This is a genomic window from Streptosporangium pseudovulgare, from assembly GCF_014648055.1.
Lineage (GTDB): Bacteria > Actinomycetota > Actinomycetes > Streptosporangiales > Streptosporangiaceae > Streptosporangium > Streptosporangium pseudovulgare.
This window is the reverse complement of record NZ_BMQJ01000001.1, coordinates 385001-405865: the sequence shown is the minus strand read 5'-3', so window position 1 is coordinate 405865 and position 20865 is coordinate 385001. Positions and strand designations below refer to the sequence as shown.

The following is a 20865-nucleotide window of genomic DNA, read 5'->3' as shown; positions in this document are numbered from 1 at the left end:
ATCGTCCTTTCGGAGAACTCCCAGCTCAGGTCCTACGCGATGGGTTCTGGAGCGGTATAGGCCGTTTCAGGCGGCGATCACTTGAATCTGGGACTCCAGCCCAGCGAAGTCACCAGGGTTCCGGGTCACCAGGGGAAGGCCGTTGGCCGCGGCGACCGACGCGATCAGCAGATCGGCCAGCCGCTTACGCGGCTGGCGGCCGAGGTCCAGCACGAGCGCGTAGATGATTCCGTAGGCGCGGGCGGCGTCGGTGTCGAAAGGGATCGGATCGAAGGTGGACTCCGCCCACTGCAGCACTGCCTGCCGTACGGCTCGCGCGTCGGCGGTCTTGGCCGCATGCGGACCTGCCGCGAGTTCGGCCATCGAGACGGAGCTGATCGCCGGACGCAGGTCACCTGGCCGGCAGCCGAGAGTGCCGGCGATGTACTGCTCGTCGAGTCGCTCGAGATCGATGACGGCGGAGGTGTCCAGCAGGAGGTTGCGCGGGTCACTCACCGAGCGTCCCCGAGCAGGGTGTCGGAGTCGATCGCGGCATCGACGTCGCTCCGGAACTCGACGTAGTCGATGCGTGGCAGGCGGGCGGCGGTGCGCCTGAGCTCGCTCCACGGCACGAAGGTCCGGCGACCGGTGACCAGCCGGAGCGCGTGGGCGCGGACCTCGACCAGTTGGTCGGGGGTCAGCTGCTCGACGAGGTGGTGTACGTCGTCGTAGTCATGGGCGGCGGTCATGCCTTCGAGTGTACGCACGGCTCCTGCCCGTACGAGGGGAAATCACGGGTGCCGGATATTCATCCGCGCAGGTCTCAGGGCTGATCGGCGACCGCTCGGTTCGAACCGCGAGGTCATGGGACCGGAACGCCGCAGCGATGATCCGCCGTCATGACGGTGGTGCGGGCATGCCGATCATGGCCATGGGGTGTGCCGCGCCGGTCCGCCGTCCCGTCCTCACCGCCGGGCGCCCGGATCTCAGGGGGCCTGTTCGCGCCAGCGGTTGGTGATGGGGAGGCGGCGGTCGCGGCCGAAGTTCTTCGGGGTGATCTTCGGGCCCGGCGGGTACTGGCGGCGCTTGTACTCGGCGAGGTCCACCAGGCGGATGACCCTGGCCACCAGCTCCGGGTCGTGGCCGGCCGCGACGAGCCGGGCCGAGCCCATGTCCTTCTCGACGTAGTCACCGAGCAGCGGGTCGAGCACGTCGTACGGCGGCAGGGAGTCGGTGTCGCGCTGGCCGGGCCGCAGCTCCGCGCTCGGCTCCTTGGAGATGGAGTTCTCCGGGATCGGTGGCCGGTCGAAGCCGTACAGGAAGTCGCCGGAGGTGCCCGCCTGGGCGTTGCGCCAGCGGGACAGCTCCCAGACCTGGGTCTTGAGCACGTCCTTGAGGGGCGCGAAGCCGCCGGCGGAGTCGCCGTAGAGGGTGGAGTAGCCGACCGCCAGCTCGCTCTTGTTGCCGGTGGTGAGCACCAGGTGGCCGTGCTCGTTGGACAGGCCCATCAGGATCATGCCGCGCACCCGGGCCTGGAGGTTCTCCGCGGCCAGGCCGGACAGCTCGATCTCCTTCTCGAACGCCTCGACGATGTCGGCGATCGGCACCATCCGGGCGTTGATCCCCTGCCGGTCCACCAGCTCCCGGGCGTCGCTCAGGGAGTGCTCGGAGGAGTGGAGCGAGGGCAGCATGACCGCGTGCACCCGGTCGGGGCCGACGGCGTCGGAGGCGATCGTGGCGGTCAGCGCCGAGTCGATCCCGCCGGACAGGCCCAGGATGACCGACCGGAAGCCGTTCTTGGCGACGTAGTCGCGAAGCCCGAGCACCAGGGCCGAGTAGACCTCGGCGGGGTCGTCCAGGTGCGGCGCCACGGAGGGGGGCTGCGGGGTGTACGGCTCGACGGGGAACGCGGCCAGCTCCACCCGCTCCACCGTGATCACCGTGCCGTCGTGGGCGTCCACCTCGAACGACCCGAGCCCGCCGTACCGGGCCTCGGGCAGTTCCAGGTCGGTGACCAGGAGCTCCTCGGAGAACTGCGCGGCCCGCGCGACGAGCTCACCGGAGGCCGAGACGATGATCGAGTCGCCGTCGAAGACCAGTTCGTCCTGCCCGCCGACCTGGTTGGCGTAGGCGAGGGCGCAGCCCGCCTCCCGCGCCCGCCGGGAGACCAGCTCCAGCCGGACGTCGTCCTTCTCCCTCTCGTACGGCGAGGCGTTCGGCACCACCAGCAGCCCGGCCCCCGCCTCGGCCACGACCGAGACCGGCCCGCCGTCCTGCCACAGGTCCTCGCAGACGGCGATCGCCACGTCCACCCCGTGCAGGCGGAAGATCGGCAGGCGGTCGCCGCGCACGAAGTAGCGGTACTCGTCGAAGACGCCGTAGTTCGGCAGGTGGTGCTTGGCGGTCCTGGTGACGACCCGGCCGCGGTGCAGCAGCGCGGCGGCGTCCAGCGGGGCGCCCTTGGGCTGCCCGACCCGGGGCGCCAGGCCGGCCCGGTCGACGTAGCCCACCACCACCGGGATCTCGCCGAGGCCCTCGTCGGCCAGCCGCCGGGCGACGTCCTCGATCGCGGCGATCGACGCCTCCACGAACGAGCTGCGCAACACGAGGTCCTCGGCCGGGTAACCGGTCAGGAACATCTCGGTGAAGACCACCAGGTGCGCGCCCCGGTCCGCGGCGCGCCCGGTCCACTCGACGAGTCTGTCCGCATTGCCGGCGAGGTCGCCGACGACGGGGTTGGTCTGGGCCAGGGCGATACGGAGTTGAGCCACGCCCCCACCCTATTCCCGGCCTCGCGGGAGACGGTTGCGGGGCGATCGGGACACCCCGGAGCCGGCGGGCGGCCGGTCCGGGGAGGGAACCGCTCCCGCCGGACCGGCCGGTCCGGGGAGGGAGGGGTTCCCGCCGAACGACCGGTGCGGGGAGGGAGCGGCTCCCGCCGGAACGGCCGGTGCGGGCCGCCCGGGGAAGGGGGCGGCCCGTATCCGTCAGCCGGTGACGCCGAGCAGGCCGAGCCTCCGCGCCGAAGCGGGCTCGGTGACGCGCCGGACCTCCTTCCCCGAGCGGTCGAGGACGACGAGCGTGTTGGCCGAGGCGCCCTTCACCCGGACGGCCAGGCGGCCGTCGCGCAGGTAGTGGGCGCTCAGTGCCCTGCCCTTCACCGGGAGGGCGATCTTCTTTCCGGTCGTCGTGTCGTAGACCGACGGGCTGTACCAGGCGGGCCAGGAGCCGTCGCCGCCCGGGGCGTTCGCGGAGATCGCGTTCACCACGACCCGGCGCCCGTCGGGCGAGACGCTCCCCACGTGGTTGGCGAGCCTGATGCCGGGCGCCTTGCGGGAGCGGTGGGTGCGGGTGTCGAGCAGGTGGACGCCGGCGGTGTCCCCGGCGTAGCCGGCGAGCGTCCGGCCGTCGGCCGACCACGCCAGGTGGCAGGGGCCGGGGGTGCGGCCGAGGACGGTCACCCGCCCGCCGGAGGCGCCGACCGCGGCCACCGTCGCGGCTTCCGAATCGCCCCTCCTGGGGAAGGCGATCCGCCTGCCGTCGGCGCTCCAGGCGGGGGTCACGCACGGCCCGCCGTAGGCCGCGCCGGTGGCGACGACCTTGTCCCCGGCGGCCGACCTGACGTGCAGGCGGCCCTTGTCGTCGATCCAGGCGACGCGCCCGCCGTCCGGCGACGCGGAGAACTGCCCGACGAAGGAACCCCCGCTCGACGGGATGGTCACCTGTCGCCCGCCGGGTCCGGTCGTCACCTGGACGCCGCCGTCCTTGTAGTCGAAGTAGACGCCGCGTACGGTGGCCGCCGCGCGGGCCGGGGCCGAGGCCGCCGCGGGGTTCGCGGCGGAAGCGGCCGTCCCGGCGGATGCCTGGGCGGGGGCGGAGAGAGCGGGGGCGGTCACGGCGAGTGCGGCGCCGGCGACCAGGGCCCGGTATTTCACAACGGTCTCCTCGGAACGGTTCGTCTGCTCGTTGTTAGAGCGCCGAGCGGCGCAGAAGGTTCACATTCGCCCGGAACCGGAACCGGAACCGGAACCGGAACGTCGTCTCCGCCCGTCTGGGCCGAAGGCTCACGTCCGGCTGCGGATCGGAGGTTCGCATCCGGCCGGGTTCTCGAAGGCCCGCGTCCGTCCGGGGCCGGGGGCCCGTTCCGGCCCGGTGGAGGGCTCACCGCCGCCCGGCCGGGACCGGAGGTTCGCGGCCCGCCGGAAGCGGCAGGACGGCCTCCACGACGGTGCCGCCGCCCGGGGCCGCGCCGACCACGCACGTTCCGCCCAGCTCGGCGGCGCGCTCGCGCATCGACAGCAGGCCCACACCGGAGCGGGCCGTCCCCGGCAGCCCCTTGCCGTCGTCCTGCACCCGTACCGTCAGCGACTCCCCGCGGGCCAGCGAGACCGTCGCGGTCCGGGCCCCGGCGTGCTTGCGGATGTTGGTCAGCGCCTCCTGGGCGATCCGGTAGGCGGCCACCTCCGCGGCGGCGGGCAGGTCGGACAGTTCGCCCGCCGTCTCCACGGCCACCACGGGATCCCCCTCGGCGGCCAGCGCCCGTACGGCCCCGGCCAGGCCCAGCTCGTCCAGGGTCGGCGGGCGCAGGCCGTACACCAGCTCCCTGACCTCCCGGCTGACCGTGTCCATGGCGCCGCGCAGCTCGGCCAGCAGCAGGTCGGCCGAGTCGGGGGAGGTGCGCAGGGTGATCCTGGCCATGTTGATCGACATGGCCATGTCGGTCAGCGCGTGCCCGAGCCCGTCGTGCAGGTCGCGGCGCAGGCGGCGGCGCTCCTCCTCGCGGGCGCTCAGGATGCGCTCGCGGGAGCGCCGCAGGTCGGCGGTCATCCGTACGGCGTGCACGACGTCCGCCACGTACGGCGTGGCCGCCGCGATGAGCCGGTCGTTGTGCGCGGCGGCGAACCGGCGGGGGCCGGGGGAGCCCAGCAGCAACCGCCCCACCGGCTCCCCGTGCCAGACCAGCGGCACCGCCCGCGGGGTGGGGCCCAGCAGCCCGATCTCCGCCGCCCTGCCCTCCACGCCGTCCGCCTCGACCGCGACCCCGGTGACGCTCAGCACGTCGCGGATCACCGCGGCCATGGCGGCGAGCGCGTTCGCCGGCTCGGCCTGGGCGGCCTCCGCGGCCAGCCGCGCGGTCAGCGCCCGCGGGTCGCCGCGCGTGCCGTACAGGAGCCGGTCGGCCCACAGCCGCAGCACGCGGCGGAGCGGGTGGAAGACCGCGCCGGCGAACAGCGCCGCGATCGCCCCGCCGACCGGGGCGTAGTCGGACAGGAACAGCCCGGCCACGGCGCCCGCACCGAAGTAGACCACGCTGACCGCGGCGATCAGCCCGGCGGCCACGAAGGCGCGGCCGGCCACGGTGTCGATGCCGTAGAGCCGGTAGCGCAGCACGGCGAAGGCGATGGAGACCGGGATAAGCCCGGTGAGGACGGTCGCCGGCAGCCACCAGGCGGGACCGCCGAGCAGGACGACGACGTACAGGCCGAACGTGCTCAGCGGCCAGGCGATCTGGCGGCGCAGCACCGGGTCGGCGCCCCGGAAGCGGACGGCCAGGGAGACCAGGGCCAGGACGGCCATGGCGTTGATCGCCCACGTCGAGGCCAGGAGCATCCACTCCATGTGGGGGGCCAGCGCCTCGACGGCGAACGGGTTCGGGACGACCCTCGGCAGCGGGTAGTTCCGGAGCGGCGGGGTCGGGCGGGTGAGCGCGCGGAACCCCTCCGCCGCCATGACCGTGAACGCCAGCGCCGCCACCGGGCGCCAGCGCCGCGACGGCAGCCGCCCGTCGGGAGAGTACAGCGGCAGTACGGTGGCCAGCAGGATTCCGCCGAAGATCCAGCCCAGGCCGGAGATGTGGCGGTAGTACCCGGCGGCCGCCATCGCGCCGTCGGCGCCCGAGCGCAGCATCATGGCGCCGGCGAAGGTGCTGACCGCGCAGCCGAAGCCGCCCAGGCACATCAGCCACGCGGTGGGCGGGCGCGACCGGTGGGCCAGCAGGAACGCCCCCACCAGCGGGAAGGTCACGCCGACCGACATGTCCGGAGTGGCGGGAACGTCCCAGGCCCAGCCCGGCGGGAGCTGCCGGTAGGTGACGTAGCCGGCGACGGTGAGCGTGACGGACACGACGGCCGACACGACGGCGACGATCCGCCGGGGCGAGGTGAGCAGCGCGCGCCGGGCGGACCACCCCGCCACCGCTACCTGCCCGGTCCGCCGGGGTTGACCAGCCCCGACTCGTAGGCCGCGACGACGAGCTGGGCGCGGTCGTGCAGCCCGAGGTGGTCCAGGAGCCTGGTCATCGACTGCGCCACCGAGTGCTCGGACACCGACAGGGTCGCGGCGATCTGGCGGTTGGTGAGCCCCCGGGCGACCAGCTTCATCAGGTCCAGGTCGGTGTCGCCGAGGCCGGCGAGGGCGGGCGGGACCGAGGGGTCGGCCCGTCCGGCGAAGGCCGCGATCAGCCGGGTGGTGACGGCGGGGTCGATCAGCGCGTCCCCCGCCTGCGCGGCCCGCATCGCGCTGATGAGCTGCTCGGGGGCGGAGGTCTTGAGCACGAAGCCGCTCACCCCGGCCCGCAGCGCCGCGTACAGGTTGTCGTCCGTGCCGAACGTGGTCATCATGATCACCTTCGGTGGCGCGTCGTCGGCCAGGATGCGCCGCGCGGCGGTCAGGCCGTCCAGCCGGGGCATCTGGATGTCCATCAGCACCACGTCGGGGGAGGTCTCGCGGACGGCCGCGATCGCCCGCTCGCCGTCCTCGGCCTCGGCGACCAGCTGGAAGCCGGGCTCGCTGTCCAGCACGACCCGCAGGCCGGTGCGGACCAGCGCCTGGTCGTCGGCCACCACCACGCGCAGCGTCCGCGGCCCGCTCGTCTCCGCGGAAGCGGAAGCCGCGGTGTCCCGGACCTCGCGGACCTCGCGGACCTCGCGGGCCTCACGGGTCTCCCCGGCGGCGGGCGGCGCGGGCGGCAGGTCCAGATGGGCGGCCTGCGCCAGCATGTCGGACTCCAGGCGCTGCAGGGCCGGGCCGAGGTCCAGGCCCAGCTCCTCGCGCAGCAGCGTACGGGCGCGCCGCAGGGCGCCCAGCGCGTCACCCTGCCGGCCGCTGCGGTAGAGCGCCAGCGCGAGCAGCCGCCAGGCCTCCTCCCGCAGCGGGTGGGCGGAGGCGTGGGCCTCCAGGTCGGCCACCAGCGCGCCGGACTGCCCGAGCCGCAGGCCCGCGTCGGCGCGGCGCTCCACCGCGACCAGCCGCAGCTCCTCCAGCCTGCCCGCCTCGGTCGCCGCCCACTGCAGGTCGGAGAACTCGGCCAGGGCAGGTCCCCGCCACAGTGCGAGGGCCCGGCCCAGGTGCTCCCACACCTCGGCCGGCTCGCCCGTCGCCTTCACCGCGCGCTCGAACGTCCAGGTGTCCACCTGGTCGGGGGCGGCGCGCAGCGCGTAACCGGGCGGGGCGGAGACCAGGACCTCCGCCTCCTCCCGGGGGGCGCGGCCGGGCTCCAGGGCGCGCCGCAGGCGCGAGACGTATCCCTGGACGGTGGACAGGGCCTGGGCGGGGGGCTCGCCGGGCCAGAGCTCGTCGATGAGCATGCTCACCGGTACGGCACGGCCGCCCGCGACGAGCAGCCGGGCCAGCACGGCCATCTGACGCTGCCCGCCGAGATCGACGGGGTCCCCGCCATGGCATGCCTGGAACGGTCCCAGAGCCCGAAATGTCAGCATCGCAGGCGTAAGCGTAGAGCCACCGCGTCCAATGTCATACCAGCCCCACCTGCCATCGTTCGCCGACTGAAGAGAATCATCGGGAGTCGAAACCCCACATTCAAGGTGGGCGGCGGCACCACTTCGGTCACAGATCTTCACCCCGAAAGTGGAAAATCCCTTTAAGGGTGAAATAACCGAATATGTAGTGCTATGCCGGGAGTCGGCGGGTGCGTCGGACGGCGCGGCGGCCGCTGCCGCTGCCGCAGTCGATGCCGGTGCCGGTGCCGCGGCGCTCCGCGCCCAGGCCGGCGCCGTTCCCGGGGGGACCCGGCTCGGTTCGCGCATCGCCCCAGCCCTCCATTCCATGACCGGGGGACCGTACCGCGCGGGAACAGCAATCGGATCAACAACGGCTCAACGCGCCCGGCGCCGCGGGCCGGCCGCCGCGGTCACGCCTCCGGGGAGGCCGCGCGGCGGCGCAGGGCCGGGCGGATCGCGAGCAGGCCCGCCGCCGCGACCAGGTTGACGCCGCCGACGGTCAGCCACAGCGTGACGGGGCCGGCCGCGAGCAGGTGGGTCCCGGCCAGCGGGGCGAGCATCGCCCCGCCCGACATGGCCAGGCCGTACATGCCGGCGTAGCGTCCGCGCAGGTGGGGCGGGGCGAGGATCGCCACGATCGCACCCGGCAGCCCCGCGGTGAGGATCTCGCCCAGCGTCCAGACGACCACGCCCACCGCGTACCCGGCGACGCTGGAGACGAAGGCGGTCAGCGCGAAGCCCGCGCTGATGACGATCAGTCCGGCGGCGAACACGGTGCCGGGGTCGCGCCTGCCGACCCAGTCGCCGGTCAGCGGCTGCAGGATCACGATCAGCACGCCGTTCACCGCGATCACCAGGCCGTAGTCGACCGTGGAGAAGCCCGAACCGCTCATCGCCACCGGCAGGGTGGTGAACACCTGGGAGTAGGCCATGTTGTACAGCAGGGAGATCAGGCAGTAGGCGATCATCAGCCGGTCGCCGAGCAGCGCGGCGAGCCCGCCGCGCGGCGCTCCGGCGCGATCCCCGGGCGGCGTCCCGCCGTCTCCGTTCCGGGGCGTGCCGTGATCCTCGGCCGGTGTCCCGCCGTCTCCGTTCTGAGGCGTGCCGTGATCCTCGGCCGGTGTCCCGCCGTCTCCGTTCCGGGGCGTGCCGTGATCCCCGGCCGGCGTCCCGCCGTTCCGGAGCCGGTCACCCTCGCCCCGGAGTCCGCCGCCGTCCGGGGACCCGCCGTCCCCGCCCCGGGACCCGGTGCGGCCCGCGCGCCGGGGCAGCGTCTCGGGCACCGCCCGCCACACCAGCAGGCCGAAGGCCAGCGAGGTGAGGGCGTTGACGGCGAACATCCAGCCGTACCCGGCGCGGGCGAGCCAGCCCCCGGCGACCATCGCCACCGAGAAGCCCAGGTTCAGCGCCCAGAAGAGCAGGCCGTAGGCGCGCGGCCGGTCCGCGGGGGAGACGAGGTCGGCCACCAGCGCGTTGGAGGCGGGCCGGTAGGCGTCGATCGCCAGGCCGAGCACGAACATCGACGCCACGATCGCCGGGAACGAGCTGCTCGCGCCCAGCGCCGCCATGCCGGTGGCGGTCGCCGTCATGCCGCCGGCCAGCGTGATCCGCCTGCCGTACCGGTCGGCCAGCCAGCCCGCCGGGACCTGGGAGATCAGCGAGCCCGCCCCGAACACCGTCATGACCGTGCCGGCCGCGGCCAGGGACATGCCGCGGGACTCGATCAGGTAGACGCCGATGAACGGCTGGACCATCATGCCCACCCGGTTCACCAGCGTGCCGGCCCACAGCGCCCAGAACGGCCGGGGCAGGCCGCCCAGCTTCGACCGCAGGAAACCGGAGGGGCCGGAGGGACCGGGGGAGCCGGGGGAACCGGGCCCGGCGAGGGTCGTGCTCGTCATGGCGGCAGGATTGGACAGGCGGGCGGCCGGGCGCGAATCTTTTAGCCGTGCCTAAAAAGTCCTGCCACATCGAGTGGATCTTCGCCCCCGAGGACGTCGCGCGGATCCGCTTCGCGTTCTCCCCGCTCTGGGAGCTGGTGGCCAGCCTGCGGGTGATCCGCCACCCGGCCCGGCACTCCCTGCACCTGCCGTGGGTGCGCGCGGTGCGCGACCGGGTGGCCGCGCTCGACATGGCGGAGCTGTTCGCGCTGGTCCCGGTCCGCGGTTACCTCGTCGACTTCATCACCCCGGCCCCCGAGACCCCGCTGCCCGACTTCGCCGCCGAACTGGATCAAGTACGGCGCACGCCCCCGGAGCGGGCGGCCGAGGAGGCGGGCTGGGTGGAAGGGGCCGATCCCCGGATCGTCGCACGGTTCACCGCCGACCCGGAGGCGGGGGTGGCGCGCGTCGCCGACGCCCTGGAGCGGTACTGGGAGGCGGCGTTCGCCGAGTTCTGGCCGCGCGTCCACGGCCTGCTGGAGGCCGACGTGCTGCGCCGCTCCCGCAGGCTCGCCGCGGGCGGGGCCCGGGAGCTATTCGCCGACCTGCACCCGAACGTGAGTTGGCGCGGTGACCGGCTCGCCGTCGTCCGGAACTGGGAGTACTCGGCGCCGATCGGCGGCGACGGCCTGGTGCTCGTGCCGACCGCCTTCTACTGGCCGGACACCGCCGCGATGGTCGAGCCGTACCAGCCGATGCTCGTCTACCCGGCGACGGGCGTCGGCACGCTGTGGACCGACGGCCCGCCGCCCGCCCCCGACGCCCTCGCCGCGCTGCTCGGCCGTACCCGGGCCCGGATCCTCACCGCCCTGGGCGAGCCCGCGACCACCTCGGCGCTCGCCCGGCGGATGGACCTCACCCCCGGGGCGGTCAGCCAGCACCTCACCGTCCTGGCCGGCGGGGGGCTGGTGACCCGCCGCCGTCTCGGCCGCGAGGTCGTCTACCGCCGCAGCCCGGTGGGCGACTCCCTCGCCTGCGTCCCCTGAGCCGCCGTACCTACCCGCTCCGGGCCATCGGGCCGTACCCGTCCCGGGCCGCCGGGCCGGCCGCGTCGTACCGGCTGGACTCCAGGAGCCACTCCAGTTGCGCCCGCGGCGCGGCCAGGAAGGCGCACGCGACCTTGCTGACGTCCCTGGCCTGGGCCGCCGACAGCGCGAACCGGTCGAACAGGCGGGGCAGCCGCCGGGCCGCGGCGCGCTGGTCCTCGGCGCGTTCGGCGATCCGGTCGCTCACCCAGGCGACGGCCTCCGCCTCCGAGAGCCCGAACGCCCTCGCGGCGACCGTCACGTAGTTGTGCACGTCGCCGTTCGCCCGCTCCTTGGGATACGACGCCACGTCGTTGCACCAGGCCGTCACGTCGTTGCAGGCGTCCAGCAGCGTCCGCCAGGTCACGCTCTCCCGCAGTCCCGGCGGCACCTCCACCCCCAGGCAGGGCTCCACCAGGTCGAACAGGTACGGCCCCGCGGTGCCCCGGCGCAGCGCCGGGTACTCCGCGGCCGAGGGCACCCGCCCGGCGCACCGGTTCTCCGCCTCCGCGCGGCAGGCCGCCCCCTGGGCCACCAGCCCCCGGGCGAACCGCTGCCGCCACCGGGCGCTCATCCGCCCCGCCGTGGCCCGCCACAGGCCGGCGAACGACGCCTCCACGGGGGGGCGCTCCCCGGCCGCGCCCGGCACGAGCGGCGACGCCCGGGTCATGAGGCCGAGGCGGGCGAAGGCGGCGTCCACGGTCTCGGCCACCCGCCCGGCCGGCTTCTCGTCCCACTCGTCGTCGAAGCAGAACAGCCAGGTCAGCCACTTGGCGAACAGCAGTGTCGCGTCCTCGCCGGCGTCGGCGAGCGCCCGGCCCGCCATCCGCTCGAACCGCGCCCCCGGGGGCGGCTCCAGCCCCGTCTCGCGGGCCCACCCGGCGAGCGACGCCCCGATCCGGTCGATCGCGGGGTGCATGCGGCAGGGCGCGCCCATCGCCGGGACGCGTTCGACGAGGGGCAGGAGCAGGGACGCGGCCGTGACGGGGGCGTGGGCCCGGGACGGCCACCGCTCCACCTCGCGGGGCGCCGCCCCGCATGTCCTGGCGAGCACTACAGCGGCCCGAAGAGCCAGTTGCCGGCCGCGTTCGGGTCGGCGCTGGTGTAGTACTGCCGGACCGCCTCGACCAGCTCGCCGACCGCGATGACCCCGTCCCGGTCGCGGTCGAGCCGGTCGAACGCCACGTCCACGTCGTCGTGGGCGGTGCCGAAGGCGGTCAGCGCGATCCGCAGGCCGGCCGGCCGGACCGACCCGTCCCCGTCGGTGTCGCAGAGCCGCGCGACCGCCTCGGCGGCGGGCCGGAACACCGGGTCGAACCGGTCGCCCTCCACGAACGCCGAGATCATGCCGGCCCGGAAGCCCTCCGGGAAGATCACGCCGTCACCGCCGGTCGCGGCCGACAGCGTCGCCCAGACCGCCTCCAGCCCGCCGACGAGCCGGTTGCCCGCCGGAGAGGTCGGTGACTCTCCGAAACCGACCAGGATCCTGGCGCCCAGCCCGAGCATGTCGTCCCGTACGGCCCGGCCGTCGCCGTCGACGTCCAGGTGTCCGAAGGCGCGGTCTAATTTGTGCTTGAGAAGTTCGGTGCTCACGGTAGACCCCCGTGTTACGTGAATGGCGCGAACGATTACGCTAGGTGACGATAGCGAGGTGATTCCAAGAGCCATTCCAGGTAGGCCCTGGGAATGGTCAAGAAAGCGCACGTGACCTGGATCACCTCCCGGGCGGCGGCCGTGTCGAGGCCGCGCCGCTCCACCACCTGCGGGATCGCGCGGGCGGCCGTCCACAGGTCGTCCATCCGCTCGACCAGCCGGTCGGTCACCCACGCCACGGGGTCCCCGCCGCACACGCCGTCCCGGCCGCCCGCGCCATCGGGTCCGGCCGTGCCGTCGGGCCCCACCGTGCCGTTCTGTCCGCCTGTGGAGCCGGTGAGCCCCGCCGTGGAGCCGGTGGGCCCCGCCGTGGGACCGGTGAGCCCCGCCGCGGATCGGGGGAGCCCGGCCGCCGCCGTCAGGTAGCCGCCCCCGGCCATCAGGTCCGCGCACCACGTGACCACGTCGCAGCTCGCCTCGACGACCGCCGCCCAGTGCGGGCCCCGCCGTACGGCCGCGGGCGCCTCCACCCCGGCGCACGGCTCCACCAGGTCGAACAGGTAGCGGCCGAAGCGGTCCCTGCCGAACGGCGGGTAGTCCCCGGCCGCCGGCGCGGCGGCGCGGAGCAGCGCCGCGCACTGGGCGGCCAGCCCGGCCAGGAACCCCTCGCGCCAGCCGTCGCTCATCCGCGGCGCGCAGGCCCGCCACAGGTCGGCGAACGCCCGCTCCACCGCCGCCGGGCCCGGCTCGTCCCCGCGCGCCACCCGCGGCACCCCGGCCAGCGCCGCGGGGTCCTCGCGCGCCGCGGACATCCAGACCAGCCAGCGGGCGAACATCGTGGCCGCGTCCGTGCCGTACCCGGCGAACGCCCTTCCGGCCAGCAGGTGCGCGCCCCCGCCGGGATCGGCCCGCAGGCCGTGCCGCCGCGACCAGGCGATGGCCGCCGCCTCGATCCGGTGCACCGACGGGTGCACCGGGCACGGTACGGCCAGCGCCGCGAGCCGCTCGGTGAGCGAGATGGGCGGCGCGGCGGGCGCGGTGCCGCCCGCAGGTCCGTGCCGCAGTCCGGTGCGCATCGTCTTCCTCCCCGGGAGAACATCGGTCCGTTCCGGCCGGGAACGAGTGACCACCTTGATCTGGTCAGAGGGGTTTTAGCCGCTTTGACCTGGGCAAACTCGGTTCCGGCTGCTGGGAGTCTCGCACCACCGGTCACGCCGGACGGCCGGGACGCGCCAGCCGCCGGGCCCGCGGGCGGTGCGGCCGATGCGCCTTCCCGCCGTTCTTCTCGTAACGTGTGCGAAACACGAAGCGGGCAGACTGATACGCGGCCAGGAGTGTCGCACCCGGTCGGTAATGGAGGAGGAGCCGTGGACCGCCAGCAGGAGTTCGTTCTCCGCACCCTTGAGGAACGCGACATCCGGTTCATCCGGCTGTGGTTCACCGACGTGCTGGGCTTCCTCAAGTCGGTGGCCATCGCACCCGCCGAGCTGGAGGGGGCCTTCGCCGAGGGCATCGGCTTCGACGGCTCGTCGATCCAGGGCTTCGCCCGGGTCTACGAGTCGGACATGCTCGCCAAGCCCGACCCCTCGACGTTCCAGATCCTGCCCTGGCGCAGCGAGATGCCCGGCGCGGCCAGGATGTTCTGCGACATCCTCATGCCGGACGGGTCACCCTCCCACGCCGACCCGCGCTGGGTGCTCAAGCGCACCCTGGCCAAGGCCTCCGACATGGGGTTCAGCTTCTACACCCACCCCGAGATCGAGTTCTTCCTGCTGAAGGAGCGGCCGGAGAAGGGCGCCCGTCCCGAGCCGATCGACGACGGCGGCTACTTCGACCACACCCCGCACAGCTCCGGCCACGACTTCCGGCGCAACGCGATCATGATGCTGGAGTCGATGGGCATCTCCGTCGAGTACAGCCACCACGAGGGCGGCCCCGGCCAGCAGGAGATCGACCTGCGCTACGCCGACGCGCTGACCACCGCCGACAACATCATGACGTTCCGGCTCGTCATGAAGGAGGTCGCGCTGGAGCAGGGCATCTGGGCGAGCTTCATGCCCAAGCCCTTCACCGAGCAGCCCGGCTCGGGCATGCACACCCACATGTCGCTGTTCGAGGGCGACCGCAACGCCTTCTACGAGCCCGGCGCGGAGTACCAGCTCTCCAAGGTCGGCCGCTCCTTCATCGGCGGCCTGCTCGCGCACGCCGCGGAGATCACCGCCGTGTGCAACCAGTGGGTCAACTCCTACAAGCGGCTGTGGGGCGGCGCCGAGGCGATCGCCGGGGCCGGCGGCGAGGCGCCGAGCTACATCTCCTGGGGCCACAACAACCGCTCGGCCCTGGTGCGGGTGCCGATGTACAAGCCGCACAAGGGCGGCTCGACCCGCATCGAGTTCCGCTCCCTGGACTCGGCCTGCAACCCCTACCTCGCCTTCGCGGTGATCCTGGCCGCCGGCCTGAAGGGCATCGAGGACGGCTACGAGATGCCCCCCGGCGCCGAGGACGACGTCTGGGCGCTGACCTCGGCCGAGCGCCGGGCGCTGGGCATCCGCCCGCTGCCGCAGTCGCTTGACGAGGCCATCTCGGTCATGGAGCACAGCGAACTGGTCGCCGAGACCCTCGGCGAGCACGTCTTCGACTACTTCCTGCGCAACAAGCGCGCCGAGTGGCGCGAGTACCGCCGCCAGGTCACCGAGTTCGAGCTGGGCCGTTACCTGCCGGTGCTCTGACCTGCGGGGCTCCCCGGCCCGGCACACCGCCGGCGGGGTCCCACGGCCCCGGGGCCCGGCCGGCGACGTCGGGCGGGCCCCCGAAGCGCGCCTACTCGGGTCTCCTGTCGTGGACGGTGGCGAGCTCGGCGAGCCCCGAGATGGTCAGGACGGGGGACAGCAGGTCGTTGGCGATGACCGTGATGCGGTCGGCGTGGGTGAACAGGACGCTCAGGCCCGCGCTGTCGAGATACTCGACGTCGGTCAGGTCGAGGACCAGGGGGCCCGGGGCGCGGTCGAGGGCGGCGGCGAGAACGTCGGTGTTGCTCATGTCGATCTCACCGGCGACGGTCAGGAGCGCGACCCCGTCCGGGCGGTGTCCGGGGGTGAGGGTAAGGGGCGTGGTCATCAGGCGATCCTCATGAGCATGTCGACGGTGGTGCCGGACGGGCTGGGCGTGATGGTGACCTGCTGCATCATGGCGCGCATCAGGGCGACGCCGCGGCCGCGGTGGGCGTTCGCCTCGGGCTGGGGAAGTTTCCATCGGCCGCTGTCGGCGACGGTGAGGCGCAGGTTGTCGACGAACGCCTCGGCCCTCAGGCGGACGGTGTCGCCGGGGGCGTGGCGGTGGCCGTGCTCGATGGCGTTGGCGCACGCCTCACCGGCGGCGACGAGGACGTTCTGGATGGTCTGGGCGGGCAGGTCGCACTGGGTGAGCCAGTTCCGCAGCGCGCTGCGGACGGGTGCGAGCTGGGACGACTCGGCGGGGAAGGTCACCTCCAGCGGTGTGGGGTGGCGGTAGAGCAGCAGGGCGACGTCGTCGTTGTAGCCGTCGGCGGGCGCCAGACGGCTCATCACCTGCGTGGCGAGGTCGTCGATGGCGGTGTCCCGGCCGTCCTGGACGGCCCGGCTGGCCCGGTCGATGCCGGTGTCCAGCGGATGGCGGCGACGCTCGACCAGGCCGTCGGTGTACAGCATGAGCGTGGCGCGGGCGGGGATGACGGTCTCGCTCTCGGGGCGGGTCCTGCCCGGCCGGGCGGCCAGGGGGATGGAACGCCCGCCGTCGAGCAGGCTGGTGGTGCCGTCGGGGTAGGCGAGGATGCCCGGCGGGTGCCCGGCGCTGGAGTAGGTCAGGAGCCCGGTCGCCGGGTCGAGGACGCCGCAGAAGGCGGTGGTGCACTTCGCGCCGGGGACGCCGGCGGCGAAGTGGTCCAGGGCCATGAGGGTGCGGGCCGGACTGGCGTCCTGCAGGAGCAGCGCGCGGCACGCGCTCCGCAGCTGCCCCATGACGGCGGCGGCCTCCACGCCGTGCCCGACGCAGTCGCCGACGACGATGCCGATGCGTCCGTCGGGCAGGGTGATGGTGTCGTACCAGTCGCCGCCGACCTCCAGGGGGCGGGTGGCGGGCTCGTAGCGGACGGCGAACCCGTCGGGAAGCCGGGCGGGACCGAGGATGGCGCGCTGCAGCGCGATCGCCGTCTCGCGTTGCTGGTCGATCTGGTGGGCGCGGACCAGACCCTGGGCGAGATACCCGGCCAGCAGCGACAGCAGCAGCTGGTCCTCGCCGGTGAAGGGTCGGTGGCCGCCCAGATCGACCCACAGCGCCAGCGGACCCTCGGGGTGCTCCAGCAGGACGCCCATCCCGGTGCGGTCGGCGACAGGAGCCAGCGGAGGCCGCTCCCGCAGGCCGGCGAGCGCCCGGCGGTGTTCGGCGGAGAGCCCGTGCCAGCTCAACGATTCGTCGGTGGCGGTCAGGGTGGGTTCGTCGCCGCCGAAGACGGCGGCCAGCACGCACCGGGCGCGCCACAGGCCGTGCAGCTCCCGCAGGGCGCCGGCCAGCGCGTCGGGGAGGCTCACGGCCCGGGACAGGGCCGTGCTCAGCGAGGCGAGGGCGCTCTCACGCTGGATGGCGTAGTGCTCGGCGGTGACGTCGCGGAACGTGCCGACGACGACGCGGCGCCCGGTGTCGGGGTCCTGCGCGTGGTTGAAGCTGGCGCGGACCCACACCCGGTGCCCGTCGCGGTGGATGACGGGGATGGTGTAGCCGCCCTTGTCGTGGCCGAGAAGGTCGGAGAAGGCGTCGGCGACCTGCCGGTGGGCCTCCGGGTCGGCGTCGGCGTCCGGCCACCACGGGTGGACGGGCGCGTAGGGCAGGTCCTCCGGGCCGTAGCCGAGGACGTCGGTGAACGCGCTGTTGATCTCGACGACGGCGCCGTTCTCGTCGCAGACGAAGAACGCCTCCTGCAGCGAGTCCACCAGGGCGGTGCGCCAGCGGGCCTGGTGCTGGCGCAGACGCGCCATCTCCATGTTGGCCCGTACCCGGGCGAGCAGCTCCGCGGCGGCGAACGGCTTGACCAGGTAGTCGTCGGCTCCGGCCTGCAGGCCCTCGATGGACTCCTCCTGGCCCGCCCGCGCCGACAGCAGCAGGACGGGGACGGCCGCGGTGCGCGGGTCGCTCCGCAGCGCCGAGACCAGGGCCAGGCCGTCCATGCGGGGCATCATCACGTCGCTGACCACGAGGTCGGGCGCGTCGGCGCGGATGGCGTCCAGGGCCTCCCACCCGTCGCCCGCGGTGCTGACGCGGTATCCGGCGCCCTTGAGAAGGCGGACGAGGTAGTCGCGCATGTCGGCGTTGTCGTCGGCGACCAGCACCCGCGCCGAGACGGCCGGGCCGGCGCCGGAGGAGGCGGAGGCGTCGTGGGGCGGTGTCTCCGCGGCGTCCACGGTGAACGCGGCGTCGTCCGCGGGCAGCCAGCGCAGCGCCTCCTGGACGTAGGGGTCGGCGGAGACGGAGCCCGCGGCGGCGGAGTCGGCGGCCGTCCCGACCGTCTCGGGAGGCAGGTGCGCGGAGCCGAACGGCAGGCTGATCGTGAAGCGGGTGCCCTCGCCCTCGACGCTGTCGGCGACGATGGTGCCGCCGTGCAGGCCGACCAGCTCCCGGACGAGGGCCAGCCCGATGCCGCTTCCCTCGTTGGACCGCGAGCGGGCGTTCTCGATGCGGTGGAACCGCTCGAACAGCCGCGGCACCTCCTCGGCCGGGACGCCGATGCCCGTGTCGGCGACGGTCACCACCGCGTGGTCGCCCTCCCCGCGCACCGTGACGCCGATCGAGCCCTCGAAGGTGAACTTCAGGGCGTTGCTGAGAAGGTTGAGGATCACCTTCTCCCACATGCCGCGGTCGATGTACACCGGCTCGTCCGTGGGGACGCAGTCGACCTGGAACTCCAGGTCGGCCCTGTCCACGGCGGAGCGGAAGAGGCTGGCCAGCTCGGCGGTGACCGCGGCCAGGTCGACGGGCTCGTAGTGGGCCTGCATCCGGCCGGCCTCGATGCGGGAGAAGTCCAGGAGGGTGTTGACCAGCTTGCCCAGCCGCAGCCCGTTGCGGCGGATGGCCTCCAGCTCGTCGCGCACCTGCGCGTCGGCCCCCTGCAGGCGGGTGCGCAGCTCCTCCACCGGCCCCATGATCAGCGTCAGGGGGGTGCGGAACTCATGGCTGATGTTGGAGAAGAAGACGGTCTTCGCGCGGTCCAGCTCGGCCAGCTCCTCGGCTCGCCGCTGCTGGGCCTGGTAGCTGCGGGCACTGGCGATCCCCGCCGCGACATGTCCCGCGGCCAGCTCGATGAACCCGCGGTAGGCGTCGTCCAGGGGCCGGTACCGGTTGAGCGCGGCCACCAGGAATCCGTACGGCGCGCCGCCCTGCTGCAGCAGCGGCACCACCAGCGCCTGCGTGGGCGGCTCCGCCCAGTCCCCGGACGGGAGGCCGGTGAACGCGTCGCCGCCGAGTGTCACGAGCGCCGGCTCCCCGCGGGTCGGCGCCGCCGTGGGCCACACCCCGTCCGGATCGTCGAGCGGCAGGACGGCCGGGGCGGCCGGGTGCCCGTCGGAGATCCCGGTCGTCCCCGCCAGCCGCGCGCAGCCGTCGTCGAGCAGGTAGGTCAGCGTGAACGGAAGGTCCTGCAGGTTACGGCCGAGCTGGCGGCAGGCGAAGGCCAGCATCTCCTGCTCGGTGCGGACCACGCTCGGATCGGAGCCGAGGTCCCGCAGCGTCGCCATCCGCCGCTCGCCGATGACCCGCTCGGTGTCCTCGCTGACGACGCACAGCATGCCGACCACCGTGCCGGCGTCGTCCCTGAGGGGGCTGTAGGAGAACGTGTGATAGGTCTCCTCCGGGTAGCCGGCCCGCTCCAGGAACAGCAGCAGGGCCTCGTCCCAGGTCGCCTTCCCCGTCGCCAGCACGGTGCCGATCCGCGGGCCGATGTCGGCCCAGATCTCCGCCCACACCTCGTCGGCCGGCCGGCCCAGCGCCCACGGGTACTTCCGGCCCAGGGTGTCGCGGCGGTAGGCGGCGTTGCAGAAGAACGTCAGTTGCGGCCCCCACGCCAGCCACATGGGGAACCGGGACGCCAGCAGGATGCTCACCGCCGTCTGCAGGCTCTGCGGCCACCCGGCCGGCGGCCCGAGCGGGGTCGCCCGCCAGTCCACCACCGCCAGGTCCTTGCCGACCTCGTCGTCGGCGGCGAACACCTGAGCCCCGCCCGCTCTCACCGGCCCGTGCTCGGCGTCGTCGTAGTGCGTCATCTGACACCCCTTCTTCACGCCGGGCCCAGCCTCGCGCACCGGATTCGTCACCGTGCCGCCGCCGCGCGACAGCCGCTGTCCCCGCCTGCGGAGATCGGTGACACGACCCGCGGGGCCGGCCGTCCACCGGACGAACCGGCATGAACCAGGGCATTAGTGAGGCGACGGTGACGGGCAGCATATCTCACCGAAACCCGGAATCCGGCCGCGCAAGCGCCGCGCGGTGCCCTATCCTTGCCCTCCCGTGCCGCCGCGATCCGCGTCTCCCGGCGAGACCTGCCGGCCGCCCCGCGGCCGGGGAACGCCCGTGACCGGCGGGACGTCACGGACCCCTGATTCGGCGGGTACGCGATGGCTCCGGTAAAATCGGTCGGTCCGTTCAAAACGATTTCTTAACGAACCAATCGCCGTGAAGGCAATAGGAGGTGCGGCATGACGACGGCTGCCGAGCTGCAGACCGTGCTGACCGTTCCGGCGCGTTTCCGCGGGCCGGAGGGCACCGCGAACGGCGGATGGATCGCGGGCACGGTCACCGAGGCGTCGCACGGCGCCCGGCACGACTCGGCCGTCGAGGTCACGCTGCACGCGCCCACCCCGCTCGACACCGAGCTGGAGCTGCGCCACCTGGCCAACACCGCCACCCTCACCCACGACGGCGCCCTCCTGGTGGAGGCCATCTCGGTCGCCGAGGAGCTCGAAGCCCCGGGGTTCGTGCCGTTCAACGAGGCGGCCCGCGCCGAGGGCGGCTTCGCCGGTTTCACCGCCCACGCCTTCCCCGGGTGCTTCTCCTGCGGTCTGCGCACGCCCGGCGACGGCCTGCGGATCTTCCCCGGCCCGGTGGGCGACACCGGCCTGGTGGCCGCCGGCTGGCGGGTGCCGATGACCGTCACCGACACCGACGGCGTCGTCCCCGACGCGGTCGTCTGGGCCGCGCTCGACTGCGCCACCGGCTGGGCGCATTTCAAGCCCGGCGAGTTCGCCCTGCTCGGCCGTCTCACCGCGCGGGTCCACCGCCGCGTCTACCCCGGCGGCACCTACTCCGTGGTGGCCCGCGCCACCGGCCGCGAGGGCCGCAAGCTCTTCGGTGAGAGCGCCGTGTACGAGGTGGACGGCACCCTGGTCGCCGCCGCCAAGGCCACCTGGATCGCCCCCGCCTGACCCTCCGGGCGACCGGATCCTCCGGCCGGCCGATCCTTCCGGATCATCTGGTCTCCGGCCCGCCCGCCGCCGTCGCGGCGGGCGGCCGTCCTCCAGGAGCGCGGGCGGCCCGCTCCCGGAGGCGGGCGCGGGCACGTCCCGCCGG

Annotated in this window: 15 protein-coding genes; 3 read left to right on the top strand and 12 right to left on the bottom strand. The window is 74.0% G+C overall.

Annotation, left to right across the window (positions count from 1 at the left end; genetic code table 11):
* Positions 1 to 66 precede the first annotated feature (66 nt).
* From IEZ10_RS01655 to IEZ10_RS38600, 7 genes are all read right to left on the bottom strand, one after another.
* The gene (locus IEZ10_RS01655; protein WP_189244633.1) at positions 67 to 495 is read right to left on the bottom strand and encodes a type II toxin-antitoxin system VapC family toxin; all 429 of its coding nucleotides are present in this window, start codon (positions 493 to 495) and stop codon (positions 67 to 69) included.
* Positions 492 to 728: a hypothetical protein gene (locus tag IEZ10_RS01650; protein WP_189244632.1), complete on the bottom strand. Its 237-nt coding sequence runs from the start codon at positions 726 to 728 to the stop codon at positions 492 to 494. The genes IEZ10_RS01655 and IEZ10_RS01650 overlap by 4 nt, the downstream gene beginning before the upstream one ends.
* Before the next feature lie 237 nt (positions 729 to 965).
* A complete protein-coding gene (locus tag IEZ10_RS01645; RefSeq protein WP_189244631.1) occupies positions 966 to 2750 on the bottom strand; it encodes an NAD+ synthase in 1785 nt (594 codons plus the stop codon).
* Between the two features lie 216 nt (positions 2751 to 2966).
* The gene (locus tag IEZ10_RS01640; RefSeq protein ID WP_189244630.1) at positions 2967 to 3914 is read right to left on the bottom strand and encodes a TolB family protein; all 948 of its coding nucleotides are present in this window, start codon (positions 3912 to 3914) and stop codon (positions 2967 to 2969) included.
* 226 nt (positions 3915 to 4140) lie between these two features.
* The gene (locus tag IEZ10_RS01635) at positions 4141 to 6174 is read right to left on the bottom strand and encodes a sensor histidine kinase (protein ID WP_189244629.1); all 2034 of its coding nucleotides are present in this window, start codon (positions 6172 to 6174) and stop codon (positions 4141 to 4143) included.
* Between the two features lie 2 nt (positions 6175 to 6176).
* Positions 6177 to 7697: a BTAD domain-containing putative transcriptional regulator gene (locus tag IEZ10_RS40220; RefSeq protein WP_189244628.1), complete on the bottom strand. Its 1521-nt coding sequence runs from the start codon at positions 7695 to 7697 to the stop codon at positions 6177 to 6179.
* Positions 7698 to 8128: 431 nt separating this feature from the next.
* A complete protein-coding gene (locus IEZ10_RS38600) occupies positions 8129 to 9619 on the bottom strand; it encodes an MDR family MFS transporter (protein WP_229810839.1) in 1491 nt (496 codons plus the stop codon).
* A 47-nt stretch (positions 9620 to 9666) separates the two neighbouring features.
* On the opposite strand from IEZ10_RS38600, the gene IEZ10_RS01620 reads away from it, so the two are divergent.
* Positions 9667 to 10644, top strand: a complete 978-nt coding sequence (locus IEZ10_RS01620; protein WP_189244627.1) for an ArsR/SmtB family transcription factor — start codon at positions 9667 to 9669, stop codon at positions 10642 to 10644.
* A 10-nt stretch (positions 10645 to 10654) separates the two neighbouring features.
* Here the strand turns inward: IEZ10_RS01620 and IEZ10_RS01615 are convergent, their stop codons facing one another.
* From IEZ10_RS01615 to IEZ10_RS39740, 3 genes are read right to left on the bottom strand one after another with little or no spacing between them, the layout of a single operon-like run.
* On the bottom strand, positions 10655 to 11737 hold the full coding sequence (locus tag IEZ10_RS01615; RefSeq protein ID WP_189244626.1) for a terpene synthase family protein: 1083 nt from the start codon (positions 11735 to 11737) through the stop codon (positions 10655 to 10657).
* Entirely contained in the window at positions 11737 to 12276 is a 540-nt protein-coding gene (locus IEZ10_RS01610; RefSeq protein WP_189244625.1) for an EF-hand domain-containing protein, read from the bottom strand. Before IEZ10_RS01610 ends, IEZ10_RS01615 begins: the two co-directional genes overlap by 1 nt.
* Positions 12277 to 12311: 35 nt before the next feature.
* Positions 12312 to 13352, bottom strand: a complete 1041-nt coding sequence (locus IEZ10_RS39740) for a terpene synthase family protein (protein ID WP_189244624.1) — start codon at positions 13350 to 13352, stop codon at positions 12312 to 12314.
* 291 nt (positions 13353 to 13643) lie between these two features.
* Here IEZ10_RS39740 and glnA2 point away from each other — a divergent pair, with 291 nt between their 5' ends.
* Positions 13644 to 15005, top strand: coding sequence for a gamma-glutamylpolyamine synthetase GlnA2 (gene glnA2, locus IEZ10_RS01600; protein ID WP_189244623.1), 1362 nt, complete (start codon positions 13644 to 13646; stop codon positions 15003 to 15005).
* 91 nt (positions 15006 to 15096) lie between these two features.
* Here glnA2 and IEZ10_RS01595 read toward each other — a convergent pair whose 3' ends face one another.
* The gene (locus IEZ10_RS01595; protein WP_189244622.1) at positions 15097 to 15393 is read right to left on the bottom strand and encodes an STAS domain-containing protein; all 297 of its coding nucleotides are present in this window, start codon (positions 15391 to 15393) and stop codon (positions 15097 to 15099) included.
* Positions 15393 to 19562, bottom strand: coding sequence for a SpoIIE family protein phosphatase (locus IEZ10_RS01590; RefSeq protein WP_189244621.1), 4170 nt, complete (start codon positions 19560 to 19562; stop codon positions 15393 to 15395). Before IEZ10_RS01590 ends, IEZ10_RS01595 begins: the two co-directional genes overlap by 1 nt.
* A gap of 432 nt (positions 19563 to 19994) precedes the next feature.
* On the opposite strand from IEZ10_RS01590, the gene IEZ10_RS01585 reads away from it, so the two are divergent.
* Positions 19995 to 20720 (top strand): hotdog fold domain-containing protein, encoded by a 726-nt coding sequence (locus IEZ10_RS01585; protein ID WP_189244620.1) that lies wholly within the window; start codon positions 19995 to 19997, stop codon positions 20718 to 20720.
* Positions 20721 to 20865: the final 145 nt, after the last annotated feature.

What these genes read in the sequence shown, in the direction of transcription:
- IEZ10_RS01650 (WP_189244632.1), bottom strand. Translation starts at nt 728, where the DNA reads ATGACCGCCGCCCATGACTACGACGACGTACACCACCTCGTCGAGCAG.
- IEZ10_RS40220 (WP_189244628.1), bottom strand. Translation starts at nt 7,697, where the DNA reads ATGCTGACATTTCGGGCTCTGGGACCGTTCCAGGCATGCCATGGCGGG.
- IEZ10_RS38600 (WP_229810839.1), bottom strand. Translation starts at nt 9,619, where the DNA reads ATGACGAGCACGACCCTCGCCGGGCCCGGTTCCCCCGGCTCCCCCGGT.
- IEZ10_RS39740 (WP_189244624.1), bottom strand. Translation starts at nt 13,352, where the DNA reads ATGCGCACCGGACTGCGGCACGGACCTGCGGGCGGCACCGCGCCCGCC.
- IEZ10_RS01595 (WP_189244622.1), bottom strand. Translation starts at nt 15,393, where the DNA reads ATGACCACGCCCCTTACCCTCACCCCCGGACACCGCCCGGACGGGGTC.
- IEZ10_RS01590 (WP_189244621.1), bottom strand. Translation starts at nt 19,562, where the DNA reads ATGACGCACTACGACGACGCCGAGCACGGGCCGGTGAGAGCGGGCGGG.
- IEZ10_RS01585 (WP_189244620.1), top strand. Translation starts at nt 19,995, where the DNA reads ATGACGACGGCTGCCGAGCTGCAGACCGTGCTGACCGTTCCGGCGCGT.